Here is a 25,076-nt window from a genome sequence, read left to right on the forward strand (position 1 = left end):
AGTCTGGTATTTCAGTTATTAAAAAACCACCTACGGGTGGTTTTTTAATATCCGGAGTAAGCATCCAAAATTAATCTACCGAAATTTTGGCCTTCTCCACTACCTTGGCCCAACGACCCTGTTCTAACTTAATAAATGTGGCGAATTGGCTGGGAGTATCGCCAACTAACACTGCACCATCCTCAAGCATTTTTTTGGAGTCTTCTTTTGACTTTAGCGATTTAGCAATTTCTTGTTGTAATTTATCAATGATCGACTGAGGGGTGCCAGCAGGTACCATAATTCCGTACCACTGAGATGTTTCAAAGCCTTTGTAGCCCAACTCTGACAATGTGGCTACGCCCGGTAACACCTTCGATCTTTCAGAAGAGCCGACAGCTAAAGGGCGCAAGGCGCCCCCTTTAATTTGCCCCATCAAAGACGGCAATCCATTAAAGGTTGCCTGTATCTGACCACCAATCAGATCTGTCAACATTGGGCCAGAGCCCTTATAGGGGACATGCACTAAGTCTATGCCGGCTTCAGATGAAAAATATTCCATAGCCAAATGTCCAGCACTACCGTTGCCGGCAGATCCGTAGTTGATCTTGCCGGGATTCTTTTTCGCATCACCTACTAAATCACCTAAAGTTTTATAAGGGCTCTTTGCGCTCACGGCAATTACATTAGGCACCTTTGCTACCAAGGTAACGGGTGCGAAATCCTTATTTGGATCGTACGGTAACTTTTTACCAAACAGGGCAGGGTTCACTGCAAGCGTTCCTACATGCCCCAAAATTAAGGTGTATCCATCTGGATTGGCGCGCTTTACTTCTTCCATGGCAATATTCCCGGCACCACCAGGCTTATTGTCTACATAGACCGACTGCCCAAGACTATTGCTAAGGCTATTGGCTACTGACCTAGCAACAATTTCCGAAGTGCCGCCGGTAGCAAATGGCACCACCAAGCGAATAGACTTTTCTGGATAAGCTGCTAATGCTAGTTTAGATACCGCCAACAGAATTAAGCAGCTCAGTATTTTCCTGGTAATGCCCATGGCAATCATTTCCGCGCCTAACTTTTACTCTGAAATACTCCACGAGCCACATGTAACTTTCTATAGCTGTCCATCAGACGATGGTGCCTGTCTAGTCCATTAAGCTGCAGATTGGTTGGGGTTAATCCATGGAAGCGCACGCTGCCGTCTACTGAACCCAGTACAGCATCCATCCTGACATCGCCAAACATTCTTCTGAAATTGGCGAGGTAGTCCTCAAGTTTTAGATCATCGTCTAACAATACCTCTAGAACGACATTTAAGGCCTGATAAAACAAACCACGGTCTACCGTGTTGTCGTTATATTGAAGAAAAGCACCTAAGAGCTCATGTGCCTCATCCAATTGCTTTAGGGCAAGATGAATTTGTAGCTTTAACTCCAGGACAGTGAGCTGTCCCCAGACGGTATTTTCATCAAACTCAATGCCAATCAAAGTAGCGATGTCACCGTACTCATCGAGCTCATTGTTTTCTAATCGATCTAGTAATGCTGCAAGCTTTTTATCATCCAAGCGATGGAGATTTAAAACATCTTCGCGGAATAGCAATGCTTTATTGGTGTTATCCCAGATGAGATCTTCTACTGGATACACCTCGGAATAGCCAGGAACTAATATTCGACAGGCTGTAGCACCTAGTTGGTCATAGACCGCGACGTAAGCCTCTTTACCTAAGTCCTTCAAAATACCAAACAGAGTTTCCGCCTCCTGGGCATTCGAATTCTCACCATTGCCCGAGAAATCCCATTCAACAAAGTCATAATCAGATTGGGCGCTAAAAAATCGCCATGACACAATGCCGCTGGAGTCGATAAAGTGCTCAACAAAATTATTTGGCTCTGTTACCGCCTCGCTTGCAAATGTCGGCGCCGGTAAATCGTTTAGCCCTTCCAGGCTCCGTCCTTGGAGTAGCTCGGTCAGGCTGCGCTCTAGAGCCACCTCTAGGCTTGGGTGCGCACCAAAGGAGGCAAACACGCCGCCAGTACGGGGATTCATTAAAGTAACGCACATCACAGGATAGACCCCGCCGAGCGATGCATCCTTTACCAATACTGGGAAGCCCTGCTCTTCTAGACCCTGAATACCGGCCAGAATGCTTGGGTATTTTTCGAGCACCTCTCGAGGAACATCCGGTAAAGCGATTTCACCTTCAATAATTTCACGCTTGACTGCTCGCTCAAAAATTTCTGATAGGCACTGCACCTGCGCCTCTGCCAGAGTATTGCCAGCGCTCATGCCGTTACTGACAAAAAGGTTCTCAATTAAATTGGATGGGAAATACACTGTCTTTCCATCTGACTGGCGCACATACGGCAAAGAACAGATGCCTCGCTGTGCATTACCAGAATTCGTATCCACCAAATGAGAGGCGCGCAACTCACCATCTGGGTTATAAATTTTCCGGCAATACTCATCCAAAATTTCCACAGGGAGTGCATCTTTTGGTCCAGGCTTGAACCACTTCTCATTGGGATAATGCACAAAATCTGCATTGGCTAGATCCTCACCCCAATATGTGCCCGCGTAAAAATGGTTATTACTCAATCGCTCAATGTACTCACCCAATGCCGAAGCTAGAGCACTTTCCTTGGTAGAGCCTTTGCCATTGGTGAAACACATTGGCGAATGGGCATCACGAATATGCAAGGACCACACATTAGGAATAATGTTCCTCCAAGAGGCAATCTCGATCTTGATTCCTAAATTAGCCAGCAAAGCCGACATATTGGCAATAGTTTGCTCAAGCGGCAAATCTTTTCCAGGAATAAAAGTGCTTACGTCAGACACAGGCTGTATTGCCAACAAAGCCTGTGCATCAGCATCTAGATTTTCAACTTCTTCAATAACAAACTCTGGGCCTTCCTGCACTACCTTTTTAACAGTGCAGCGTTCGATAGAACGCAAAATACCTTGACGATCTGCAGCAGAGATATCCGCAGGCAACTCCACCTGGATTTTAAATATTTGCTTGTAACGATTTTCAGGATCAACAATATTATTTTGTGAGAGTCGAATATTTTCCGTAGATAGATTGCGAGTGTCGCAGTAGAGCTTTACAAAGTACGCGGCGCATAAGGCTGATGAAGCCAAAAAATAATCAAATGGGCCTGGGGCTGAGCCATCGCCTTTATAGCGGATAGGTTGGTCAGCAATGACAGTGAAGTCATCGAACTTAGCTTCAAGCCGCAGCTTATCGAGAAAGTTAACCTTAATTTCCATGGGGGCGACTTCAAATAGTGTGAAAAATGTTATGAGAGCTATTATCCCTCGCAATGCGTTTATCGTGTCATGAAGCGATCAGCAGACTAACGAAGTCTAGATTCCATGGCAATAGGCTAGATCAAGGCTAGTCTATCCAAGTGGGATATTTACCCATCGCCGAGGCAAATAAATCAGACGCCATTAACTGATTCAGCCATTTTTTTAAGTTAGGCAATGACAAACCTTCAAATTGCAGAGGCTCCGCTTTGGAGAACTGTCTAATAAACGGAAAAATAGCAATGTCGACCCAGCTAATGCAGTTGCCCATTAAATACTGATTTTTTTGCAATGAAGTCTCCATTGGCTCGAGCATGAGCTCCATAGCCTTAGCTAATGTTTCTTCCTGCTGTAGATCAGGGTATCGATTGGGATATTTATATTGATCTAATACCGTTTTAAAAGGTCCATCATTTTTCTGAATCCACGCTTGAGCAGCAGTCTCATCAACCGCTCTCCAGTTATTTGGATCGGACTTATCTAAAGCCCAATACATGATGTCTAAGCTTTGATCTAAGACCACCCCATCTACACATAACACTGGGACGGTTCCTTTAGGAGAGGCAAGCAACATCGATTGCGGCTTATCTCTTAAAGCAATTTCTCTGTGCTCGACTTCTATACCCGCATAGCGCAAGGCCATACGCGCCCTCATTGCATAGGGGCATCTACGATAGGAGTACAGAATAGGCAGCATGGGTTAATTGAATAGTTGATAGCAAACGATACTAAATGAAAAACCACCCGCAGGTGGCTTATTCACTTCTACCAGATACTGCGCTACTTCATTAGCTCGGCAGTTGAGCTGCTAACTGGCAATTATTGGCAGCAGGCTTACCGGCCAATCGCTCCTTAATCCATGGGATGTAAAAAGGCTTTGACGCTCCAGGAGTTGTAAAGTGGGATTGATCTCCTGGCAATTGCACTCTATTCACATTCCCGCCCATTTTGCACATCTGCTCTTGGTAGAGCTTACCCATGATTGGCGGATTGGTTACGTCTTTATTACCCCAATAAATCACAACTGGCGCAATTGGCTTTGTTGGGTTGACACTACCCTTCACCATCGTCTTGGTCCACTCCAAAGGATTGGTAATTTGATCCTTCAATAGAGTTTTATATTGAGTGCTCAAGTTGAAATTCAGGGTATCAGCAACAGCATGCATACATTTATTACTAATGACCTCATCCAATATCTTGGCGCCATTCTCTGTAAAAATATCGGTCAGCTTTAATTTAGGATTAGCGGCTTGCACACCCCACATGCTCATTGCCATATGAGAAAAGTCAAAGATATTCTTAGTGAACATCTGAATTAATCCACCAAGAGACTTTTGCGCGCTAGCCTCATCTACGGTAGCCCCAGGCAACATGATGGCAATGTCATCCGGCGCCAATGCCACCGATCCAACTAATTCCAAATTGTCTGAAGCGGTTCCTTTTTTCGAGAAGTAGTCTGGCATGCTTGCTGCCGCTACAGCTACGCCACCACCCTGTGACCAACCATAGATGATGGTTTTTTTACCGGCACCAGTTTCCTTCATAGAGCTTGCTGCTCTTGCAGCATCAATCGTATCCATGGAGTTGGTTGTAGCAAGAGCGTATTGGTGTCTACCACCACCACCTTGACCCTGATAGTCAGTCGCCACCACTACATATCCTTCTTGAATAAATTCTTCAATTGCAGGAATTCCGTAATCAGTCCAAGAGTTCCCGCCAATCAGAAAATACTCATTTAGCGGAACCACAGGATTAAGTACCTGCGATGGGCCACAGTTCTGAGCAGCACCAGTGGTCCCATGGGCCCAAGACATAATTGGACGACCCTCTTTAGGTGCTGGGCCAACCGGCGCAACCACCAATCCCGTAACGATTGTTTTACGCTCATATAAATCTGAAGAGATGTATGCAATCTTCCATGCCTGAGCACCCTTGACCGAGGTTTTAATCTGCTCTTTTTTAATTACTTGACCCAACTTTCCATCTGGAGTCATTTTGAGTAATGGCTCGTAGAACGGAGCTACTGGAGGGTCGGCAAATACCACGGAAGAGCCTGCCCCAATGAAAACACCAAGAATTAAGTTGGAAAGTAGTTTTTTCATATTCATTCAAATCAGTGGTTGGTGATAACTGCCTATGATGAGAACTATACCTAAGTCTGGTAACACCTCTTTAATCCAGCAGATGCCCAGTTTTTACAAAGATAGTGCAACCTTCTTTGCTAAAAGGTTGATGTAGGCTCATATGTGGACTTCTAATCCAAGAGCCGGCAGGATAGCGCCCATGCTCATCCTCAAATACGCCATCGACTACAAAGATTTCTTCACCGCCGTAATGTTTGTGCGGATTGAAATATGTTTGAGGTGCCCAGCGAACTAAAGTTGAGCCACTACCTTGTTGCATTAAGGGCATCACGTTCAAGCCAGGAACCATACCTTGATACCAAGGTGCTGTTTTTGTATCAATTACCTCTCGCTCCACTTGATCTGGGCCTAAGTGACGCAATTTAACAAAGAGGGTGCAGCCTGACTTACTAAATGGTGCATGTGAAGATCCAGGGGGATTCATGAGATAGGTGCCGGCAGGATAGTCGCCAGTCTCATCACTAAATACACCTTCCAAAACCAATATCTCTTCGCCAAACTCATGGGTATGTTTTGGAAATTGGGATCCGGGCCGATAGCGAACAATTGAAGTTGCTTTTGCCACCTCGTCGCCAACTCGATCAAGCATGCGTCTCTCAACACCTGACTCTGGACTGGGCACCCAAGATAAGTCATGGTGATTAATGACGACCCGCTTACTGTAATCGGAGTTGATATTCATGTATTGCAGCTCAAATATTGAAAAACAGGATAAGGATAGCAAGCAATTGGAATACGCGCCGGCATGACGCACTTACATGAAGTGAGATAAAGTCTATTGCATTGAGTAATTCTCGGGTAGACACTAATTAAGGGGCTTTATGGGCTTACTGCCAAAACCATTTAACGCTCTCATTATTGGAGCGTCAGGAACTATAGGATCTAGCTTTGTAAAGCTCTTGGAAAGCAATCCCGCTTGCTCAAAAGTTGTTGGGATTCACCGCAACTCTACCCACGCCATTGACTACAACTTACCTGAAACCATTGAGGCATCCGCAAAGAGCCTCGCTTCGCAAGGCCCCTTTCAACTCATTATCAATACCATTGGAGCACTACATTCCAAAGAGTGGATGCCAGAGAAAAAATTGGAAGATTTAAACCAAGCTCAATTAGCCGAAATGTTTAATACCAATACCATCGGCCCCGCCCTCACCATAAAGTACTTTTCAAAACTCCTAGACCCTCAGCATGGGGTGATGGCAACACTATCAGCCAAGGTTGGCAGCATTGAAGATAATCGACTTGGTGGCTGGTATAGCTACAGAGCCTCTAAAGCTGCCCTAAATATGATTCTTAAAACAGCCTCTATTGAGCTTGCGAGAACAAAACCGAATGTTGTCTTAATTGCACTTCATCCCGGCACTGTTAATTCCAGATTGTCACAGCCTTTTCGCGGGCAACAAATAGGTAGGGACCCACTAGAAGCAGTGAGCGACATGTTTCATGTTCTAGAAAATGTAAATAAAGAAGATTCGGGAAGCTTTCTGTCTTACTCAGGTGAAAAATTGCCCTGGTAATTAGTCAAGGCCTTAAAAACAAAAACCCTCAACATTACTGATGAGGGTTTTTTCTAGCTGACCATGAGCCAACAGGTTTATTTTTTCAATGTCGATAAAAACTGCTTAATGGCTTTATTTTGAACTTCATTTTCATTGGGTGTTACTCCCGCCCCTGAAAGATGCCCCATAGGCGCCGCATCATTAATCGCAACATATTTCACATTCGGAATATATTTTGCAGATTCTTTGGCATCGGATTCTGGATTCAATAAGTCACCAGTCCCCGCAAGAATCAATGTTTTCGCTTTAATCGCCTTGAGAGCAGCAATCGTATCGCCATTAAATCCTTTAGTTTGGCCAATATCATGACGGTCATAGGCGCGTGATTGCCAAATCCAATCGTTTGCATCCATGCGCTTCCAAGAGGCATCTTGAAGTTTATTTAGAAAGTTGATTTCTGCTTCAGGTGTGCTGAATTGCTGATTTTGGTAAGAAGGCGTTCTCACAATCACTCCACTTAACCATCCAGCCCATAGACGCATGCCTTTCTCTACAGGCTTGTCATATTTACCGCCTTGGTAGGCAGGGTCAGTCATGATGCTTTGTCTAAGCATCTCAAGAACCCCAGTTGTCCAAGCATGAGTTTTTGCGAGTGGAATAATTGGTACAACCGATTGCATGGCATCAGGGTATGAAACAGCCCATTGCAAAGCCTGCATGCCGCCCATAGAGGCGCCCACTACGGATACCAGCTTGGTAATTCCAAAATGCTTGGTAACTAACTGATATTGGCTGTTAACCATGTCCCGAATATTGAACTCTGGGAAACTAATATTGGGCTGTGTTTGACTATTTGAAGGGGAGCTTGTCAATCCATTGCCAATAGCATCAGTAGCAATAACAAAATATTTATCTGTATCTAAAGCCTTTCCTGGGCCAATAAGATAATCAATCCGATGATGATTTCCGCCAATTGCAGTGACCATCAAAATGGCGTTTGATTTATCCGCGTTCAAAGTTCCCTGTGTTGTGTAGGAAACCTTAAAGTTTTCGATGGTTGACCCATTTTCAAGGGGAAAGTTTCCCTCTGAATAGGTTTGATGAGCTGGATCTGTATCTTTATGGGCAAATGTGCTTGCTGAGAAAAAAGCCAGAGCCAAACATATGCCTACAAGTTGTAATTTAATTTTCATAAGCCTCCCTTTGTTATGAAATGATCTTACAGCACAGTCAAAAAGTTTGTCCTCAAACAATAAAACCACCCAAGGGTGGCTTTATTGATGAATGCTATAGCCTTACTCGCCTGCAATCTTCTTCTCTCTAATCAATCTACCCCAAGTGGCAGATTCTTTGGCCATATATTTTGCAAGCTCTTCACGTGAAGTGGGCATTGGCGTCAGGCCATGATCATTTAATTGGCTTATAACATCAGGTGACTTTAGTACCTTCACAATCTCAACATTCCAGCGATCCAAGATCGGGGCCGGGACCTTAGAAGATGCAACAAAAGCATACCAATTTGTAGCATTAAATCCAGGGAATCCAGACTCAGCAATAGTAGGAACTTTTGGGAGCGACTTAAGACGCTGCGGACCGGTTACCGCCAGAGGTATGAGTTTGCCGTTTTCGATGTACGCCTTTGCTGTGCTGTAGGTTGAAAAATAAGCAGCCACCCTTTCGCCGAGCAAATCCTGCATTGCTGGGGCGCCGCCTTTGTAAGGGACATGCACAGTTTCAATACCGGCCATTTCATCCAACAACTCTCCAGCCAGATGAGAGGCTGACCCTGGCCCAGTGGAGGCGTAATCTAATTTTTTGGGATTTTTCTTGGCATAGGCAATGTACTCTGCGAATGTCTTAATGCCAGCTCCAGAATTAACCACCAAAATATTTGGGAAGTTAACACCCATCGTAATAGGAGAAAGATCTTTAAAGGGATCGTAGGGCAACTTCATCATATGCGGAGCAATGGTGAGCGGCCCAACTGAGCCAAATAGGATAGTGCTGCCATCTGTCGGTCCGGTCGCGGCAAATTGATGTGCAATATTTCCGCCTGCACCACCCCGGTTATCGACGACCACATTGGCGCCAATGTTCTCGCCCAGTTTTTTCGAGATGATCCGAGCCGCTGTATCTGCGGCCCCGCCCGCTGCAAATCCGACAACCATAGTGATCGTCTTTTTAGGCGGGAATTCTTGAGAGTACGCTGAGTAACTAAGCGCCCCTAAAGCAATACATAGGAATTGATTAAGGATTTTTTTCATTTTCATAGCAATCATTATTTATTAATCTCCACTTAAGCCAAGTTTATTCGGCTGGCGTTTCTCAATTGCATTCTTTAAAAGCGCTGCAAGTCTATAGAACCCATGCGCAAATTTCCCATAGGGCATTGTTAAAAAGAAACCCATTACAAAACCCAAATGAATAGCAAGCAATGCGGGCATAGCCCCAGTGTCCCGATAGGCCAATAAAGCCAAGCCTGAGGCGCTAATTAAAAAAAGTAACGCAATAAACGCTCTATCCATGGGCTTTTGTGTTGCATCACCATGCTCAGAGTTTCGCTTGAAATTCAAATACAACAAACCTGCAGGGCCAATTAATAAGCCAATGCCGCCAAGAGTACCCAAAATTACAGGTAAGCTGTTGAGCGCATATGGGGCATGCAAGCCCAGCAAGTAGTGATACAAAGTTGCTACGCTCGTAGCCGCAAAACAGAGCATGAAACCGTAGAAGGTGAAATGATGAAATCGCTTACGCCACAAAGTAAAAGCATCATCCTCGTTATTGCACCCTTCTCCATGACCTCCGCCAAGATACTTCAAGGTTAATGCGTCATGTGTAGCTTCAGCTACAGCCCCACCCGAGGCCATGCCCGGAGCAATGCCTCGCCAAAAATTCTGCAAACCAATCAATAAAGCGATCACTGAAAAACCAAAAACTGCTCCGAACATAATGGCCAGCGTATTGTGAGAATAGATTGCGTAAAAGTTTCCCTTAAGCGGACCTGAAGTTAGGGTGCCGTTAACTATCAGCGTTAATAGCAAAAATAGAATTAGTGAAAGCGAGGCAGCCATTGAGACAGCCACCCCGTTTGTTTTATATAAAGAGCCAAAAGATTTTGGCCATGCATAAGCAATATAGGTATCTTTGCGAACCTGAGCCATGACCCTTGGGATATTGACTGCAAACTCATGTGGGGGGGCGTATTGGCAAGCATGCAAGCAAGCCCCACAGTTATGGCAAAGATTGGCCATGTAATTAACATCGGCAGGCAAAAACTCGATCCTACGTGTCATCGCAGGAAATACTGCGCAAAACCCCTCGCAGTAGCGACATGAGTTACAAATAGTAAGCATGCGAGCAGCCTCTGCTTCTGGCGAATTTGAGCCCAAAGCACTTGCTTCCAAAATTAAGGATTTAAGTTGCTGCATGTATATTGCCCTTTTGATGTAGTGCTGCTTTTGCTGCTTCACTCCCGGCTGCGCGTCCAAACACTGTACCGATTGCCATACCAATACCTGCTGCGTATCCTTTGCCTAAAACATTTCCAGCCATCATTTCTCCGGCAACAAAAAGATTTTCGCTTGGCAGATCATTGAAACGAACCGCTGCAGTTTCATCGGTTTTTAAACCTAAATAGGTAAATGTGACGCCAGGCCGAACTGCATAGCCATAAAAAGGCCCCTTATTGATTGGCAGTGCCCAATGGGTTTTTGGTGGCTCCAAACCTTCGGTATGACAGTCATCCATGATCGTATGGTCAAAAGTGCCAACTCGACATGCTGCGTTATACGAATTAATAGTTTGTACTAATGCGCCTCGATCCAAGCCAAGCTTATCCGCCAACTCTTCTAAGGTATCCGCCTTCTCACCCGGGAATACCGGCGGCATAAAACGACCCAACACTTTTGAATCAATGATGGAGTAGCCAATCTGACTAGGCTGCTGAGCAACTAATCTACCCCAAAATGCATAGCGCTTAGGCCAAAAGTCTTCACCTTCATCAGAGAAGCGTTGCGCATTTTTATTGACCACAATACCAAATGAAACCGCATCGATACGAGTACAAATACCGCCATCATATAAAGGTGCGCGTGCATCAATCGCAACCATATGCGCTTGAGTTTGATCGCTTACGGAATCTGCGCCTAATGCTATTAACTGTTTGAGTAGAACGCCCTTGTTATATTGCGTTCCACGAATTAAAAAATTGTCGGCAGGAGATTCTCCATACTCATTAATACCCCACGCCTCCTTAAGCCATTCGCGATTGGACTCAAAACCTCCGGCTGCCAAGACGCATGTCTTCGCCTCAATACGCACATTACCTACATATGCAGCTAAGAATTTTCCATCTTGAATTTCTAGCGAATCTACTGGGGAGTTGTAACGAATTTGTATGCCCAATTTCTCGGCACTGCGGTAATAGGCATTTACTAAGGCCTTGCCGCCACCCATAAAAAAAGCATTGGTACGAGATAAGTTCAGAGTGCCTGATAAAGGTGGCTGAAAGTGCACGCCATGATGCGTCATCCATTTGCGACATTGCGCTGAAGATCGTATGACAAATCTAGCCAATCTTTCGTCGGTCTTGCCGCTGGTTACTTTGAGCACATCCTGCCAATACTCTTCTTCTGGATAAGACTCCAGCATCACATCCTCTGGCTGGTCATGCATGGCGCGGATATTGCGAGTATGCGCAGAATTGCCACCTCGCCATTCTTTTGGTGCAGCCTCTAAAACCAATACAGATGCTCCAGCCTCTTTTGCCATGAGAGCAGCGCAGAGGGCTGCATTACCGCCGCCGATAACTAGAACATCTGGTTGATTTAGCTTGGTTTGGGAGTTCATGCTGGCAGTATCCAATATATCCTTTATATTGATAAGTGCAATATAAATACCTATTATTGCGTTTTAAGCAACAATAATACGCCAGCACTAATACTTCATCGAAGAGTCTTCTTAAACGCTTTTTTGAATCAGCTTGAAAAATGCCTGGGCCGCCGGAGAGAGGCTAGTATTTTTATGGCGCAGCAAAGTGACCTTACGTTTAACTAGGGGATCTTTTAATGTGATCTTGCGAATATGCGGTCGCTCTCCATCATTCAAGGTCGATGAAGGCAATATTGCGCAACCTACGCCTGCAGCAACTAAATTAATCGCAGTAGCATGATGCTGAACTTCATAGCTGCCATTGAGCTGAATCCCATGTTGGGCAAGTTGATAATCCATCAACACTCTAGTAGAAGTAAAGCTGCTGACCGCAATGAGATCCGCGTCGCGCATATCAGACCACGTAACCGATTTTTTATCCTGGAGCGGATGAGTATCCTGGCAAATGAAGACAAGGGGATCGTCGAATAAAGGCTCCTCAATTAAATCTGGATGTTTTTCGCCATGCAATGCAATACCAATTTCTGCCTGATGATTGAGTACTGCTTTACGCACCTCGTTAGAGGTTGCATCGAGTATGCGGATGCGATTCTCAGGATATAAATTTGCATACTGACGAATCAGATGGGGAACCATGCTGACAGTTAAGCTAGGTATGCATGCAAGACTAAAGCTCCCTTTTGCATGCTCCGACATATCCTTAAGATGTCCAATCGCAGAGGTCATTTCATTTACGATAGACCTAGCCTGCGGCAAGAACTCACGACCAACCGCAGTAAGCTCAACATGACGAGTAGTCCTGTCAATAAGCTTTAGTCCAAGGTAAGACTCAAGCTTTTGCACTCGGCGCGTTAGGGCTGTCTGCGTAATATGCAGCTGATCTGCTGCCTTATTGAATCCGCCGAGCTCTGCTATCACCACAAATGCCTGAATACCGTCGAAATCAAATTTCATGTGGAATACCTAAGTTTTTAATTGAATGCCCAAACCCAAATGACCATCTTGCAATCAGTTTAGATCAATAAAACAGGTGTACCTCGATACCGCGGACTGGAACCATTAAAGAGTTGGATATAAGAAAACCCTCACCATTGCTGATGAGGGTTTTTTCTGGTGGGCCCACCAGGACTTGAACCTGGGACCAAAGGATTATGAGTCCTCTGCTCTAACCAACTGAGCTATGGGCCCGTTAGTCTTGGATCAATCTTCTTCGAGGAAGGTCTTGAGTTTGTCGCTGCGACTTGGGTGACGCATCTTACGCAAGGCTTTAGCTTCGATCTGACGAATACGCTCACGAGTAACGTCAAACTGCTTGCCAACCTCTTCAAGCGTGTGGTCTGTGCTCATCTCAACACCGAAGCGCATACGCAATACTTTTGCTTCGCGTGGTGTCAGCGAATCCAGAACATCCTTCACTACATCGCGCATAGAATCATGCAATGCAGCTTCTGCTGGTGCCAAGGTATTGCCGTCTTCAATGAAGTCGCCCAAATGAGAATCTTCGTCGTCACCAATTGGTGTTTCCATAGAGATTGGCTCTTTAGCAATCTTCATGATCTTACGAATCTTGTCCTCAGGAATCTCCATCTTCAGCGCCAATGTTGCAGCATCTGGCTCATGACCAGTTTCTTGCAAGATTTGACGGCTGATACGGTTCATCTTGTTGATAGTCTCAATCATGTGAACAGGGATACGGATCGTACGCGCCTGGTCAGCGATAGAACGGGTAATCGCCTGACGAATCCACCAAGTTGCATAGGTAGAGAACTTATAACCACGACGGTATTCAAACTTATCTACCGCCTTCATCAAACCGATATTGCCCTCTTGAATCAAATCCAAGAACTGCAAGCCACGGTTGGTGTATTTCTTAGCAATCGAGATCACCAAACGTAAGTTAGCAACAGTCATCTCACGTTTCGCTTCGCGGGCACGTTTCTCGCCGGCGATCATTTGCTTGTTTACTTCTTTCAATTCTGGCAACGGAATAACAACATTCTTCTGAATATCGATCAACTTCTGTTGCAGCTCCTGAATCGCTGGTACGTTACGCTGCAAGAGTGCGCTGTAAGGCTTGTTCTCTTTGAGCAACTTGTCGGTCCAAGTAAGGTTCATCGACATCTTAGGGAAGTCTTTTAGCACTTCACCACGATTCACGCCGACTTTATCTACTAGCAAACTCACAATACCGCGCTCAAGCTTCCATACCTGGTCTACTTGTGAGCGCATGGTGTCGCATAACTTCTCAACACTCTTGGCTGTCAAACGGAATCCGAGCAACTCACCGCGAATAGCGTCTTGCGCTTTCACGTAGGCTGGGCAGTTGTAACCATCCTTATCAAATGCACGGCGCATTTTGTCAGCTTGCGTGCGAACAATCGCAAATTTCTCAAGAGAAATTTGTTTTAGCTCTTCTAATTGCTTGGCATTTGCTGTCGCAGCACCGCCGCCACCACCGCCGCCTTCGTCTTCACCATCTTCTTCGCCTTCTTCGGCGTCAGGATCAACTTCCGGCTCTTCTGGTCCAAGCTTAATATCTTCTGCGTTTGGATCAACCAATCCATCAACGAACTGATCAATCTCCATCTCACCGCTAGCGATCTTATCTACGTTTGCCAAAATCTCAGCAATCGTGACCGGGCAGGCAGCCAAGGCCATCACCATGTCTTTGAGACCAGCTTCAATCTTCTTCGCAATAACGATCTCGCCTTCGCGAGTCAGCAAATCTACCGTACCCATTTCGCGCATATACATACGCACTGGATCAGTTGTACGTCCGAACTCAGAGTCCACTGTAGATAAGGCTGCTTCAGCCTCTTCTTCAGCCTCTTCTTCAGAAGCTGCGGCTGCCGTACTGTCAGACAGAATTAATGTCTCTGCATCTGGAGCTTGTTCGTAAACAGTAATACCAATGTCATTCAGCAAGCTGATCAAAGTCTCTAATGCATCCGCATCAGACAACTCATCAGACATCACGTCATTCATCTCACCATGGGTTAAGTAACCCTTGGACATACCCATCTTGATCAATGTCTTCAAGCGAGCACGACGCAATTCTTGTTGCTCTTCAGTACCCAACTGCTGTGCTGCAAATTCTTTTAAGAGTGCTTTTTCTTTTGCTTTGCGTTCGCGAGCTTTTTGGCGATCCGTCAATACAGGCTCAGCGCCTTCAGCAGGAGCATCCGCTTTAGCTTTGCGACCACGCTTTTTCTCTTCCTCAACTACTTCAACCACTGCTTCAGTGGCTTTCGCTTTTTTGCCTTTAGCCTCTTTAACTTCTTTAGCCGCCTTTACTTCTTCAACCTTAGGCGCAGGAGCGGCTTTACCTTTTTTAACTGGTTCAACTTTGACTTCAGCTTTTGTTGCTTTTGCTACCAGCTTAACTGGCGCTTTTGCTACTGGCTTTGCAGCAGCTTTCACTGGCTTAGCTGGAGCTTTCGCAACAACCTTTGCTTTTGGAGCAGGCTTTGCAGGAGTCTTCGCTTTTGCTACCGGCTTTGCAGCAGCTTTCACTGGCTTAGCTGGAGCTTTCGCAACAGCCTTTGCTTTTGGAGCAGGCTTTGCAGCAGCTTTCACTGGTTTGGCGGGAGCCTTAGCAACAACCTTTGCTTTTGGAGCAGGCTTTGCAGGAGTCTTCGCTTTAGCTACAGGTTTTGCAGCGGCTTTCACTGGTTTAGCTGGCGCTTTTGCTGGCTTAGCTTTTTGTGCTGGCTTAGCAGCAGCTTTCACTGGTTTAGCTGGTGTTTTAGCTTTTGGAGCTGGTTTTTTGGTCTTGGTATTCGGCATTTATTAGCACTTACTCACATTACTGTTATTGATATCGACTGATTAAGCACAGCCCCGTTGTCCACTTACCCCAAATTTCATCAAAATAAAGCGCAAGTGGCTGAATTAATTCGTTTTTTTCTTGGGAACAGAGGATTATAGTCGATTGCGACTTTTTTAACCCCTTTCCACCCAAAAATATGGGTTGTTTTGAGGGGATTTCTAGGGGTGTTTCGGTAAATTCTTAGGAGAATTTCAGCTTTTCGCCCAATTCCCGATAACGGGCCCGATCTTGCTCAGTAGCAGTACTACCGGCGATCTTTTGAGCAATTTCAGTCATTTCCTGTTTGAGATGGCTTAATTCCAGCTTTTTGAATGCCCCATCTAAATCGGCGGCGGCACCTTCCAACTCCAAATCAGAGCCCATCACACGATTTCTGAGAACTTCGTACAAAGGAGCAAGATCGCTGCGGGAGAGTTGATCTTGGAACATCGCAAAAGCACCGGCACCAACGCTAGCTGACTTATTGCCTTCACCAGGAATCAATTCAACCAAGTCGCACTGCGCCAAAAGATCTTTCATCAATGCGTGTGCTTTTACGGATCTTTGTTCTGCCGCTTTTAAAGCAAGCGCTCGCTTATTGGCATCCAACGCTTTTCCTAGATGTGGAAACTGAATGATGACTCGCAACATTTGCTCCGCTAAATCTGTTGGCGCTTTAGGTGGTTCAATATTTTGAGTGGCCACACGTTTTGCAGATCCCTTGGAAGCCTGCCAAGGTGCACCTTGCCGATTGCTGGAATTCGAATAGTTGCTTTGGCCTCCCTGATTGCTTTGGCTACTTTGCATGCGGGCTTGAGATGCCAGATACGAAGATTGCTGAGCAGGTGCTGGCACCACTGTTAGACCGCAAAAAGACTCTAGCTCCGCAGGAGTTGTATTCGTACGAATGGCTAGCTCACGCAGAATTTGGGTGCGCAAAGCAATCGGTGGCATTGATAGCAGAAGCGGCTTAGCGGCATGATGCGTGTGGGCCCTACCTTCTGGGGTAGTGAGCTCATGCTCTTCGCTGACGACTTTAAAGAAGAAGCTTGAGATAGACATTGCTTCTTTAATCACCCTCTCAAATGCAGGTGCGCCATAAGCCCGGACATAACTATCGGGATCGTGCTCTGTCGGCAGAAATAAGAAACGAATTTCTTTATCGTCTGACATGAGCGGCAAACAAGCCTCAAGTGCGCGCTGTGCTGCACGTTGACCAGCAGAGTCGCCATCGAATGAGAACACCACTTTATCGGTTTGACGAAGCAGCATGCGCACATGGTTTGCAGTACACGCGGTACCCAAAGTTGCCACTGCGTTTGGGAAACCCAATTGTGCGAGTGCAACCACATCCATATAGCCTTCACAAACCAAAACATATTCTTGTGCGCGGATCGCTTGTCTTGCTTCAAACAATCCATACAAGGTATTGCCCTTGGAGAACAATGGCGTCTCTGGAGAATTTAAATACTTCGGCTCACCTTGATCCAGAATGCGTCCACCAAAACCAATTGTTTGGCCTTTGGGATTGCGAATCGGGAACATGATGCGATCGCGGAAACGATCGTAGCGTTTGACTGGTTGGCCGCCCTCTGCTTGCTCGCCCTGAATAAGCAGGCCACCTTCGAGCAAAGTCTTGGCGACTTCATCATTGGAATAAGGACCAAAGACCGCCTCCAAACCCTGCCAGCCGTCGGGCGCATAGCCCAAGGCATAGCGCTTGGCGATTTCACCGGTAAGGCCGCGCCCTTTTAGATATTCCACTGCCCGGGTATTGCCCTTGAGCTGTTGGCGATACCAATCAGCCGCTGAACTCATCACCTCACTTAAGGCCATGGTTTGCTGCTGTCTTGCAATATCGTTTGCCGTGCGCTCTTCACGCGGCACATCCAAACCTGCAGAGCGCGCCAAGTCTTCGATTGCATCTACGTAACCAAGTCCGGAATACTCCATCAAGAAGCTAATGGCAGAGCCATGTGCTCCGCAACCAAAGCAGTGATAAAACTGCTTGGTTGGTGAAACTGAAAATGAAGGAGACTTCTCTGAATGAAAGGGGCACAAGCCTTGATAGTTTGCGCCAGCTTTTTTTAACTTTACGTGCTGCCCAACCACATCAACGATGTCAACCCGATTTAAAAGATCAGCAATGAAGGATTGTGGAATGAGCGCCATAAGGCCAGTATGAAAGAATTTTTCTTACTTGGATAGCGGCTTTAATTACTTACTTCGCCAGTGCGGCTTTTACTAAGCCAGAAACTTTACCCATATCCGCTTTACCAGCCAATTGGCCTTTCAGAACGCCAATCACTTTACCCATATCCTGCGGACCTGCAGCGCCTGTAGAGGCAACCGCTGCGGCCACCGCCGCCTCAACTTCAGCATCAGACAATTGCGCGGGCAAGTAGGTTTGCAAAATCACCATCTCTGCCGCTTCAACCGCAACCAAATCATCGCGCCCTGCTTTTTCAAACTGAGAGATAGAGTCTTTGCGTTGCTTAATCATTTTTTCAACAGTCGCAATCACACCGGCATCGTCAACAACAATGCGCTCATCAACTTCACGTTGTTTGATGGCTGCCAACAAAAGACGAATAGTTCCTAAGCGCTCAACTTCTTTTGCGCGCATAGCGTTTTTCATATCTTCGGTAATTTGATCTTTTAGAGTCATGGCTTTATTCCTGATGTTGGATATATCTAGCTGTATAGCTTTCGTTTAGCGATTCAAAAAGCAAAAACCCGCTGCGTTTCACCGTCAGCGGGTTTCAAAGCTTCTCGGTGAAGAGAGCTTTTAAATTCTATTAGTAAAGCTTCTTAGGCAACATTTGGCTGCGAATACGCTTGTAATGGCGCTTAGCAGCTGCAGCCTTCTTACGCTTACGCTCAGCCGTTGGCTTCTCGTAGAACTCGCGTGCACGCAAGTCTGTCAAAAGGCCATTCTTTTCAATGGTGCGCTTGAAACGGCGCAATGCCACTTCAAATGGTTCGTTTTCGCGGAGGCGGACTGTAGTCATACTTATTTAACTCGTATATGCTCGATAAATATCGAAAAATTAACTGAATTGCGATTCTAGCACGACCAAGCCAAAAAATGATTGTTTTAGGAATAGAAACTTCTTGTGACGAGACCGGGGTGGCTTTATACAACACCGGCCCTTGGGAACAGGGCAAACCAGCCTTCCAGGGCATACTGGGCCAGGGTTTGCACTCCCAAATCGCCATGCACCGGGACTATGGGGGCGTTGTCCCTGAATTAGCCTCTAGGGACCATATTCAGCGTGTTTTACCCCTTTTAGACCAATCTTTAGCCCAATCTGGCCTTAAATTAGCCGATATTGATGCCGTAGCCTTCACTCAGGGGCCTGGTCTAGCAGGCGCCCTACTGGTTGGGAGCGCCTTTGCCAAGGCTCTAGCTCAAGGCCTGAATCTACCCTCAATCGGGGTTCACCACCTTGAAGGACACCTACTTTCGCCGCTTTTGGGGCAGACATCCCCCCAATTTCCATTTATTGCCCTACTGGTGTCTGGCGGGCACACCCAACTCATGAAGGTTTCGGGCATTGGGCAATATGAACTTTTGGGCGAAACACTTGATGATGCCGCTGGCGAAGCTTTTGATAAAACCGCCAAATTACTCGGATTGGATTACCCAGGCGGTGCGGCTATTTCCAAATTAGCCGAACAAGGTCGCCCAGGTATTTTTGACTTACCAAAACCCATGCTGCACTCAGGCGATCTTGATTTCTCTTTCTCCGGTTTAAAAACTGCCGTTTTAAATCAAGTGAAGAAGTTTGAAGAAAAGAAAATTACCGATGTCAACGAGGTAGCGCAATTTCATGCGGACCTAGCCAGTAGCTTTGTTGACTCCATTGTTGCGGTACTCGTGAGCAAATCAGAAAAGGCGCTAAAGCAAACTGGCTGCAAGCATTTAGTTTTGGCAGGTGGCGTAGGCGCCAATACACAACTGCGAAAAGCGCTTAATGACAAAGCTCGGAAAAATGGTTTTGAGGTTCATTACCCACCTTTAGAGTTGTGCACCGACAATGGTGTGATGATTGCTTTTGCTGGAGCACTACGGATGTTGGCAAAAAATAATGGCTCCACAACATCTGGAGCCTTTGATATCAAACCCCGCTGGGATTTGGAAAGTAACAACCTAAAGTAGTTGCTCGGCGCAATTACTTTGTATGGCTGATTCTGGCAAAAGCGCTGTGGTTGTGAATCGACTCGAAGTTTTCAGCGTCAACTACAAAAGAGCGAATACGCTCATCAGCCTTAAGACGGCCGGCCACATCGCGCACTAAGTCTTCTACGAATTTAGGATTGCTGTAAGAACGCTCAGTAACCCACTTTTCATCTGGGCGCTTGAGCAAGCCCCATAACTCGCTGGATGCTTCACTCTCTGCTGCCGTTACCAAATCTTCGACAGTCATCTTGGTGTCTGTATCGAGAACCACTGACATCGTGACATGAGAGCGTTGATTGTGAGCGCCAAAGTCAGAGATCTCTTTAGAGCATGGGCACAAACTCATCACTGGAACTTGCGCACGCAAACCTAATTCCACATCTGTATTACCGCTTGCATTTTGTTTTGCAGTAGCTGTCCAGGTCACTTCGTAATCCATCAAGCTTTCGACACCAGATACCGGCGCAGCTTTTTTAACGAAGTGTGTGTAAGTAAATTGCACATGACCTTCTTTGGCATCTAGCAATGGCAACATATTGCGCGCCATCGCTACAACAGTAGTGCTGTCAACCGCAACATCTTGTTGTTGTAGCAACGCCATGAAACGCGACATGTGCGTTCCCTTAACGTGAGCTGGCAACGCCACATCCATCTCAAAGAGACCTACCGAGGGGAAGTTACCGGTCTTACTGCGAATGGTGAGTGGATGACGTACCCCACGAATACCCACCTGCTCAATTGGCAAGGCGCGCTCATCCAATGTGGATTGCACATCAGGCATCGCGCTAGGCTTCAAAAAGGCGGGGTTCATGTCATTCATAGCTCTATTTTCAAGCAAAACGGGCTTATTTGCCTGCCGTAACAGAATTTTTAGTAAATATCGCTGGAAAACGTTGTTTGATGGAATTAGCAATGCCTTCCACATCCAGGCCGCACTTGGTCATTAACAGGTTGTAGTCACCATGTTCTACAAATTCGTCAGGAAGACCTAACTGCAATAGGGGCTTATTGATTCCGAGCGCTGAGAGCGCCTCTAAGCAAGCGCTGCCCGCACCACCTGCAATCACACCATCTTCAATCGTGACCAAATAATCATGATCAGCAGCCAAAGATTTAATCAGATCAATATCGAGCGGTTTCACAAAACGCATATTGGCAACCGTTGCATCAATTCCTTCGGCAACTTCAAGCGCAGGGTACAGCAAAGTGCCAAATGACAAAATCGCTACGCGCTGACCAGTAGGCGCATTCGACTTGCGACGAACCTCACCCTTACCTAATGGCAAAGTGCGCAATTCTTTTGAAGGAATGGCACCAACACCCGATCCACGCGGATAGCGCACAGCGCTTGGGTGTGGCTGATGAAATGCAGTCGTCAACAAATCGCGGCATTCTGCTTCATCCGCAGGCGTCATTACCAACATATTTGGAACGCAACGCAAAAATGGAATGTCATATGCACCAGCATGTGTGGCACCATCAGCGCCGACTAAGCCAGCGCGATCAAGCGCAAACAATACTGGCAAATCTTGCAATGCCACATCATGAATCAGTTGATCGTATGCACGCTGCAAGAAGGTAGAGTAAATCGCTACAACTGGCTTCATGCCCTCGCATGCCATACCTGCAGCAAATGTCACCGCATGTTGCTCAGCAATGCCCACGTCGTAGTAGCGCTTAGGAAAATTCTTTTCAAACTCAACTAATCCAGAGCCTTCACGCATTGCTGGCGTAATGCCAACTAACAAAGGATCTGCATGCGCCATATCGCACAACCACTCACCAAACACCTGAGTAAATGTCTTCTTGCTAGCAACTGCTTTTTTTACGCCCTCTTGCGGATCAAATTTACTTGGCCCGTGATATAGCACTGGATCAGCCTCAGCTAACTCATAGCCCTGACCTTTTTTAGTCACTACATGGAGGAACTGCGGCCCGCGACCTTCTAAGGCCAAGCGACGGACGTTTTGCAACATCGGAATGAGTGCGTCTAAATCATGGCCATCGATCGGGCCAAAGTAATTGAAGCCAAACTCTTGGAAAATCGTTGATGGAGAAACCATGCCTTTGGCATGATCCTCAAGGCGCTTAGCAAATTCACGCAATGGTGGCGCAATGGATAAAACACTATCAATACCCTTCTTGGTAGCAGAGTAGATGTTGCCGCTGAGTAATCGGGCGAGATGGCGATTGAGAGCACCCACCGCTGGAGAGATCGACATATCGTTGTCATTCAGAATCACAACTAACGGTAAGTCATCGTAGACGCCTGCGTTATTCATCGCTTCAAATGCTTGGCCACCGGTCATGGCGCTATCGCCAATCACTGCAACCGCAACATGTCGCTCACCCTTAGTCTGGAATGCGCGCGCCATACCCATCGCTGCAGAAATACTGGTGGATGAGTGGCCAGTACCAAAAGCATCAAATTCACTCTCAGAGCGATGTGGAAAACCAGACAGGCCTTTGTACTGACGCAAGGTATTCATACGCTCACGACGGCCAGTCAATATTTTGTGTGGATAGCTTTGATGGCCCACATCCCAGACGATACGATCAGCTGGAGTATCAAATACGTAATGCAAAGCAATAGATAGCTCTACTGTTCCCAGGTTAGAAGAAAGATGCCCACCTGTTTTGGATACCGAATCCAAAACAAATTCGCGCAACTCATCCGCCAAAGCTGGCAGCTCTTCACGAGAGAGTTTTTTGAGATCGTCAGGAGAGTTGATGGAATGTAAAGTCATTAAATCTAAATAATCTGTACTAATGAATATCTCTAGTGTGTCTACGAGTCTTTCTTCTTTCTTATTTGCCGCGATTGACAACCAAGAGAGCTAAATCTTTTAATGCTTGCGCCTGTGCGCCAAAACTATCTAAGCTAGCGATTGCCAATTCTTGCAATTCTTTTGCCTGCTTCTGTGCATAGTCTAAACCCATCAAGGTCACGTAGGTTGGCTTATTCGCAGCAGCGTCTTTACCAGCCGTCTTGCCCAAGGTTTGGCTATCTGCAGTAGCGTCTAGTACATCATCCACAATCTGAAACGCTAACCCCAATGATTTGGAGTAGTTCTCGAGACACGCCATTTGCGCAGCATTGAGATGTGCTGCAATTCCACCCAGCTCAACTGCACATGACAACAGGGCGCCAGTCTTCATAGCATGCATTTGTTGCAAGCCTGGCAAATCCAAGGTTTTGCCAACGCTCTCCAAGTCAATTGCCTGTCCACCAGCCATGCCGCGAGAGCCTGACGCTGCAGCTAATGCTGCAATCATTTTCAGACGTACCTGCGCATCACCGTTTGCATTGGCCAGAATTTCAAAGGCTCGAGTTTGTAATGCGTCGCCAACCAGTAGCGCGGTTGCTTCGTCATATGCCTTATGAACTGTTGGGCGACCACGACGCAAATCATCGTCATCCATGCAAGGTAGATCATCATGCACTAATGAGTAAGCATGAATACATTCAATTGCCACTGCGGCGGCATCCAATGATTCAGCTCTAGCTGCATCCGTTTTGTCGCCAAGCTGACCAGCTGCGTAAACCAGTAGAGGGCGAATACGCTTGCCACCACCTTGCGCCGCATAACGCATCGCCTCATGCAAACGATGCGGAGTTGTCTGCGCAGAATCAAGCAAACGATCTAAGGCTCGCTCGGTTCGTTCAGAGTGAGAAGTGATCCACTCCTGAAATTGAAAAACGCTAGACATTAGGCCTCAAAAACGCGAACTTGTTGCTCAACTTGTGCGAGTACGCCCTGACAATGCTTCAGTAAGGCTGCCCCTCTTTGATAGGCCAATAAAGTTTCTTCCAGAGAAAATTTGCCGGACTCCATGTCAGAAATGAGCTTTTCCAGCTCTTTTACAGCCTGCTCATAACGAAGATCAGGGTCGATTTGGACCTCTAAACCAGGTTTTTGACTCTCGGACTTCTTGGTTGCCATAAGCTTGTTTCCTTCGTATTTCCCACACGGATAGCCCTACATATTAAAGCGAGAAGCCCTTTGGATGGGTATAATCCACCCCTTCCTTTCCAATATCGATCCGTCGATGGTTGGATTGGTTATTCCGCTTAGCTTCGGCTGACGTTTTCGGGGGTGGGGAGAATGACTAATCTGGCTACCGCGCAGAAGCTTGCGCCGTCCAATCTACAACTGCCGGTTTCGGCATATTTTGACGCTGACTTGTATCAGCGGGAAATTGAACTGCTTTTTAAGCAGGGGCCTGGCTATGTTGGCCACGAACTCATGGTGCCCGAGGTTGGCTCCTATCAAACTTTAAGCGCCGAAAACGAAGGTCGCATCCTCGTTCGCAATGAATCTGGCGTAGAGCTACTTTCCAACGTTTGTCGCCATCGTCAAGCATTAATGCTCAACGGTCGTGGCAAAGCCGACAATATTGTTTGCCCATTACATCGCTGGACCTATGACTTAGGTGGCAATTTATTGGGTGCCCCACACTTTGAAGATAAGCCTTGTTTAAATCTAGGTAAGTCACCACTACAAAATTGGCAAGGTCTATTGTTTGAGGGTCCACGTGATGTACGTGCCGATCTTGCCAAACTGGGCGTTGCTGATGACTTGAAGTTTGATGGTTACGTACTTGATCATGTTGAAGTTCACGATTGCAACTACAACTGGAAAACATTCATTGAGGTTTATCTCGAGGACTATCACGTTGTGCCATTTCATCCGGGCTTAGGGAAGTTTGTTTCTTGCGAAGATCTGCACTGGGAATTTGGTGATTGGCATAGCGTTCAAACCGTGGGTATTCATAAAGACTTACAAAACCCAGGCTCACCAACTTACCGCAACTGGCACGAAGCAGTGCTTCGTCAGTTTGACGGCAAAGCCCCGCGCCACGGGGCTATCTGGCTCACCTACTACCCGAATGTGATGGTGGAATGGTACCCAGGCGTTCTCTGTGTTTCAACACTACACCCAATGGGGCCCAGCAAAACCCGCAACATTGTGGAGTTCTACTACCCAGAAGAAATCGCTTTATTCGAACGTGAATTTGTTGAAGCAGAACGTGCCGCTTACATGGAAACCTGCATCGAAGATGATGAAATTGGTGAGCGCATGGATCAAGGTCGTGCGGCGCTGTTTGCACGCGGCATCAATGAAGTGGGTCCGTATCAAAGCCCGATGGAAGATGGTATGCAACATTTTCATGAATGGTATCGCCGCGTAATGAAGTTTGAAGGCGCATAATCAAGAAGAGCATCCGTTTTTCACTAACCATTCTCATCA

At 46.4% G+C, this 25,076-nt stretch carries 21 protein-coding genes and 1 tRNA gene; 3 read left to right on the plus strand and 19 right to left on the minus strand.

Going from position 1 to position 25,076, the window contains the following annotated elements:
• Positions 1 to 70 precede the first annotated feature (70 nt).
• From C2745_RS07745 to C2745_RS07765, 5 genes are all read right to left on the minus strand, one after another.
• On the minus strand, positions 71 to 1,048 hold the full coding sequence (locus C2745_RS07745) for a tripartite tricarboxylate transporter substrate binding protein (RefSeq protein ID WP_215383957.1): 978 nt from the start codon (positions 1,046 to 1,048) through the stop codon (positions 71 to 73).
• Positions 1,049 to 1,056: 8 nt separating this feature from the next.
• Complete coding sequence (locus C2745_RS07750; protein WP_215383959.1) at positions 1,057 to 3,258, minus strand: OsmC domain/YcaO domain-containing protein; 2,202 nt, start codon at positions 3,256 to 3,258, stop codon at positions 1,057 to 1,059.
• A 127-nt stretch (positions 3,259 to 3,385) separates the two neighbouring features.
• The gene (locus C2745_RS07755) at positions 3,386 to 3,940 is read right to left on the minus strand and encodes a glutathione S-transferase (RefSeq protein WP_251368316.1); all 555 of its coding nucleotides are present in this window, start codon (positions 3,938 to 3,940) and stop codon (positions 3,386 to 3,388) included.
• Positions 3,941 to 4,085: 145 nt separating this feature from the next.
• A complete protein-coding gene (locus C2745_RS07760) occupies positions 4,086 to 5,399 on the minus strand; it encodes an alpha/beta fold hydrolase (protein WP_215383963.1) in 1,314 nt (437 codons plus the stop codon).
• Positions 5,400 to 5,469: 70 nt separating this feature from the next.
• Positions 5,470 to 6,123, minus strand: a complete 654-nt coding sequence (locus tag C2745_RS07765; RefSeq protein WP_215383964.1) for a cupin domain-containing protein — start codon at positions 6,121 to 6,123, stop codon at positions 5,470 to 5,472.
• Between the two features lie 139 nt (positions 6,124 to 6,262).
• Between C2745_RS07765 and C2745_RS07770 the strand changes: the two genes are divergently transcribed.
• A complete protein-coding gene (locus C2745_RS07770) occupies positions 6,263 to 6,958 on the plus strand; it encodes an SDR family oxidoreductase (protein WP_215383966.1) in 696 nt (231 codons plus the stop codon).
• A gap of 77 nt (positions 6,959 to 7,035) precedes the next feature.
• Here C2745_RS07770 and C2745_RS07775 read toward each other — a convergent pair whose 3' ends face one another.
• The 10 genes from C2745_RS07775 to rpsU all read right to left on the minus strand — a co-directional run bounded on the left by C2745_RS07775 (position 7,036) and on the right by rpsU (position 18,652).
• Positions 7,036 to 8,133, minus strand: a complete 1,098-nt coding sequence (locus C2745_RS07775; RefSeq protein ID WP_215383968.1) for an alpha/beta fold hydrolase — start codon at positions 8,131 to 8,133, stop codon at positions 7,036 to 7,038.
• A gap of 102 nt (positions 8,134 to 8,235) precedes the next feature.
• Complete coding sequence (locus C2745_RS07780; protein ID WP_215383969.1) at positions 8,236 to 9,210, minus strand: tripartite tricarboxylate transporter substrate binding protein; 975 nt, start codon at positions 9,208 to 9,210, stop codon at positions 8,236 to 8,238.
• 15 nt (positions 9,211 to 9,225) lie between these two features.
• Entirely contained in the window at positions 9,226 to 10,371 is a 1,146-nt protein-coding gene (tcuB, locus tag C2745_RS07785; protein ID WP_215383971.1) for a tricarballylate utilization 4Fe-4S protein TcuB, read from the minus strand.
• Positions 10,358 to 11,791, minus strand: coding sequence for an FAD-dependent tricarballylate dehydrogenase TcuA (gene tcuA / locus C2745_RS07790; RefSeq protein WP_215383973.1), 1,434 nt, complete (start codon positions 11,789 to 11,791; stop codon positions 10,358 to 10,360). The genes tcuB and tcuA overlap by 14 nt, the downstream gene beginning before the upstream one ends.
• Before the next feature lie 111 nt (positions 11,792 to 11,902).
• Complete coding sequence (locus C2745_RS07795; RefSeq protein WP_215383975.1) at positions 11,903 to 12,787, minus strand: LysR family transcriptional regulator; 885 nt, start codon at positions 12,785 to 12,787, stop codon at positions 11,903 to 11,905.
• Between the two features lie 157 nt (positions 12,788 to 12,944).
• Positions 12,945 to 13,021, minus strand: a tRNA-Ile gene (locus C2745_RS07800).
• A 12-nt stretch (positions 13,022 to 13,033) separates the two neighbouring features.
• The gene (rpoD, locus tag C2745_RS07805; protein ID WP_215383977.1) at positions 13,034 to 15,619 is read right to left on the minus strand and encodes an RNA polymerase sigma factor RpoD; all 2,586 of its coding nucleotides are present in this window, start codon (positions 15,617 to 15,619) and stop codon (positions 13,034 to 13,036) included.
• Positions 15,620 to 15,842: 223 nt separating this feature from the next.
• Positions 15,843 to 17,813: a DNA primase gene (dnaG, locus tag C2745_RS07810; protein ID WP_215383979.1), complete on the minus strand. Its 1,971-nt coding sequence runs from the start codon at positions 17,811 to 17,813 to the stop codon at positions 15,843 to 15,845.
• A 49-nt stretch (positions 17,814 to 17,862) separates the two neighbouring features.
• Positions 17,863 to 18,309: a GatB/YqeY domain-containing protein gene (locus C2745_RS07815; protein ID WP_215383981.1), complete on the minus strand. Its 447-nt coding sequence runs from the start codon at positions 18,307 to 18,309 to the stop codon at positions 17,863 to 17,865.
• 130 nt (positions 18,310 to 18,439) lie between these two features.
• Entirely contained in the window at positions 18,440 to 18,652 is a 213-nt protein-coding gene (rpsU, locus tag C2745_RS07820) for a 30S ribosomal protein S21 (RefSeq protein WP_011903537.1), read from the minus strand.
• Positions 18,653 to 18,729: 77 nt separating this feature from the next.
• Between rpsU and tsaD the strand changes: the two genes are divergently transcribed.
• The gene (gene tsaD, locus C2745_RS07825) at positions 18,730 to 19,803 is read left to right on the plus strand and encodes a tRNA (adenosine(37)-N6)-threonylcarbamoyltransferase complex transferase subunit TsaD (RefSeq protein WP_215383983.1); all 1,074 of its coding nucleotides are present in this window, start codon (positions 18,730 to 18,732) and stop codon (positions 19,801 to 19,803) included.
• A 13-nt stretch (positions 19,804 to 19,816) separates the two neighbouring features.
• On the opposite strand, the gene folE2 is transcribed toward tsaD, so the two are convergent.
• From folE2 to xseB, 4 genes are all read right to left on the minus strand, one after another.
• Positions 19,817 to 20,644, minus strand: a complete 828-nt coding sequence (gene folE2 / locus C2745_RS07830) for a GTP cyclohydrolase FolE2 (RefSeq protein WP_215383985.1) — start codon at positions 20,642 to 20,644, stop codon at positions 19,817 to 19,819.
• A 25-nt stretch (positions 20,645 to 20,669) separates the two neighbouring features.
• Positions 20,670 to 22,571, minus strand: coding sequence for a 1-deoxy-D-xylulose-5-phosphate synthase (gene dxs / locus C2745_RS07835; protein ID WP_215383986.1), 1,902 nt, complete (start codon positions 22,569 to 22,571; stop codon positions 20,670 to 20,672).
• Positions 22,572 to 22,632: 61 nt separating this feature from the next.
• A complete protein-coding gene (locus C2745_RS07840) occupies positions 22,633 to 23,535 on the minus strand; it encodes a polyprenyl synthetase family protein (RefSeq protein WP_215383988.1) in 903 nt (300 codons plus the stop codon).
• Entirely contained in the window at positions 23,535 to 23,768 is a 234-nt protein-coding gene (gene xseB, locus C2745_RS07845) for an exodeoxyribonuclease VII small subunit (RefSeq protein WP_215383990.1), read from the minus strand. Before xseB ends, C2745_RS07840 begins: the two co-directional genes overlap by 1 nt.
• A gap of 162 nt (positions 23,769 to 23,930) precedes the next feature.
• Between xseB and C2745_RS07850 the strand changes: the two genes are divergently transcribed.
• Positions 23,931 to 25,037 carry an SRPBCC family protein gene (locus C2745_RS07850; RefSeq protein ID WP_215383992.1) on the plus strand — a complete coding sequence of 369 codons (1,107 nt, stop codon included), beginning with the start codon at positions 23,931 to 23,933 and terminating at the stop codon, positions 25,035 to 25,037.
• The last annotated feature ends 39 nt before the right edge of the window (positions 25,038 to 25,076 follow it).

Origin of the sequence: Polynucleobacter sp. AP-Kolm-20A-A1 (assembly GCF_018688315.1) — a bacterium.
GTDB lineage: Bacteria > Pseudomonadota > Gammaproteobacteria > Burkholderiales > Burkholderiaceae > Polynucleobacter.

Excerpts from the sequence above, each read along its gene's own strand:
- C2745_RS07745 (WP_215383957.1), bottom strand. The coding sequence starts at position 1,048 with ATGATTGCCATGGGCATTACCAGGAAAATACTGAGCTGCTTAATTCTG.
- C2745_RS07750 (WP_215383959.1), bottom strand. The coding sequence starts at position 3,258 with ATGGAAATTAAGGTTAACTTTCTCGATAAGCTGCGGCTTGAAGCTAAG.
- C2745_RS07755 (WP_251368316.1), bottom strand. The coding sequence starts at position 3,940 with ATGGCCTTGCGCTATGCGGGTATAGAAGTCGAGCACAGAGAAATTGCT.
- C2745_RS07760 (WP_215383963.1), bottom strand. The coding sequence starts at position 5,399 with ATGAAAAAACTACTTTCCAACTTAATTCTTGGTGTTTTCATTGGGGCA.
- C2745_RS07765 (WP_215383964.1), bottom strand. The coding sequence starts at position 6,123 with ATGAATATCAACTCCGATTACAGTAAGCGGGTCGTCATTAATCACCAT.
- C2745_RS07770 (WP_215383966.1), top strand. The coding sequence starts at position 6,263 with ATGGGCTTACTGCCAAAACCATTTAACGCTCTCATTATTGGAGCGTCA.
- C2745_RS07775 (WP_215383968.1), bottom strand. The coding sequence starts at position 8,133 with ATGAAAATTAAATTACAACTTGTAGGCATATGTTTGGCTCTGGCTTTT.
- C2745_RS07780 (WP_215383969.1), bottom strand. The coding sequence starts at position 9,210 with ATGAAAATGAAAAAAATCCTTAATCAATTCCTATGTATTGCTTTAGGG.
- tcuB (WP_215383971.1), bottom strand. The coding sequence starts at position 10,371 with ATGCAGCAACTTAAATCCTTAATTTTGGAAGCAAGTGCTTTGGGCTCA.
- tcuA (WP_215383973.1), bottom strand. The coding sequence starts at position 11,791 with ATGAACTCCCAAACCAAGCTAAATCAACCAGATGTTCTAGTTATCGGC.
- C2745_RS07795 (WP_215383975.1), bottom strand. The coding sequence starts at position 12,787 with ATGAAATTTGATTTCGACGGTATTCAGGCATTTGTGGTGATAGCAGAG.
- rpoD (WP_215383977.1), bottom strand. The coding sequence starts at position 15,619 with ATGCCGAATACCAAGACCAAAAAACCAGCTCCAAAAGCTAAAACACCA.
- dnaG (WP_215383979.1), bottom strand. The coding sequence starts at position 17,813 with ATGGCGCTCATTCCACAATCCTTCATTGCTGATCTTTTAAATCGGGTT.
- C2745_RS07815 (WP_215383981.1), bottom strand. The coding sequence starts at position 18,309 with ATGACTCTAAAAGATCAAATTACCGAAGATATGAAAAACGCTATGCGC.
- rpsU (WP_011903537.1), bottom strand. The coding sequence starts at position 18,652 with ATGACTACAGTCCGCCTCCGCGAAAACGAACCATTTGAAGTGGCATTG.
- tsaD (WP_215383983.1), top strand. The coding sequence starts at position 18,730 with ATGATTGTTTTAGGAATAGAAACTTCTTGTGACGAGACCGGGGTGGCT.
- folE2 (WP_215383985.1), bottom strand. The coding sequence starts at position 20,644 with ATGAATGACATGAACCCCGCCTTTTTGAAGCCTAGCGCGATGCCTGAT.
- dxs (WP_215383986.1), bottom strand. The coding sequence starts at position 22,571 with ATGACTTTACATTCCATCAACTCTCCTGACGATCTCAAAAAACTCTCT.
- C2745_RS07840 (WP_215383988.1), bottom strand. The coding sequence starts at position 23,535 with ATGTCTAGCGTTTTTCAATTTCAGGAGTGGATCACTTCTCACTCTGAA.
- xseB (WP_215383990.1), bottom strand. The coding sequence starts at position 23,768 with ATGGCAACCAAGAAGTCCGAGAGTCAAAAACCTGGTTTAGAGGTCCAA.
- C2745_RS07850 (WP_215383992.1), top strand. The coding sequence starts at position 23,931 with ATGACTAATCTGGCTACCGCGCAGAAGCTTGCGCCGTCCAATCTACAA.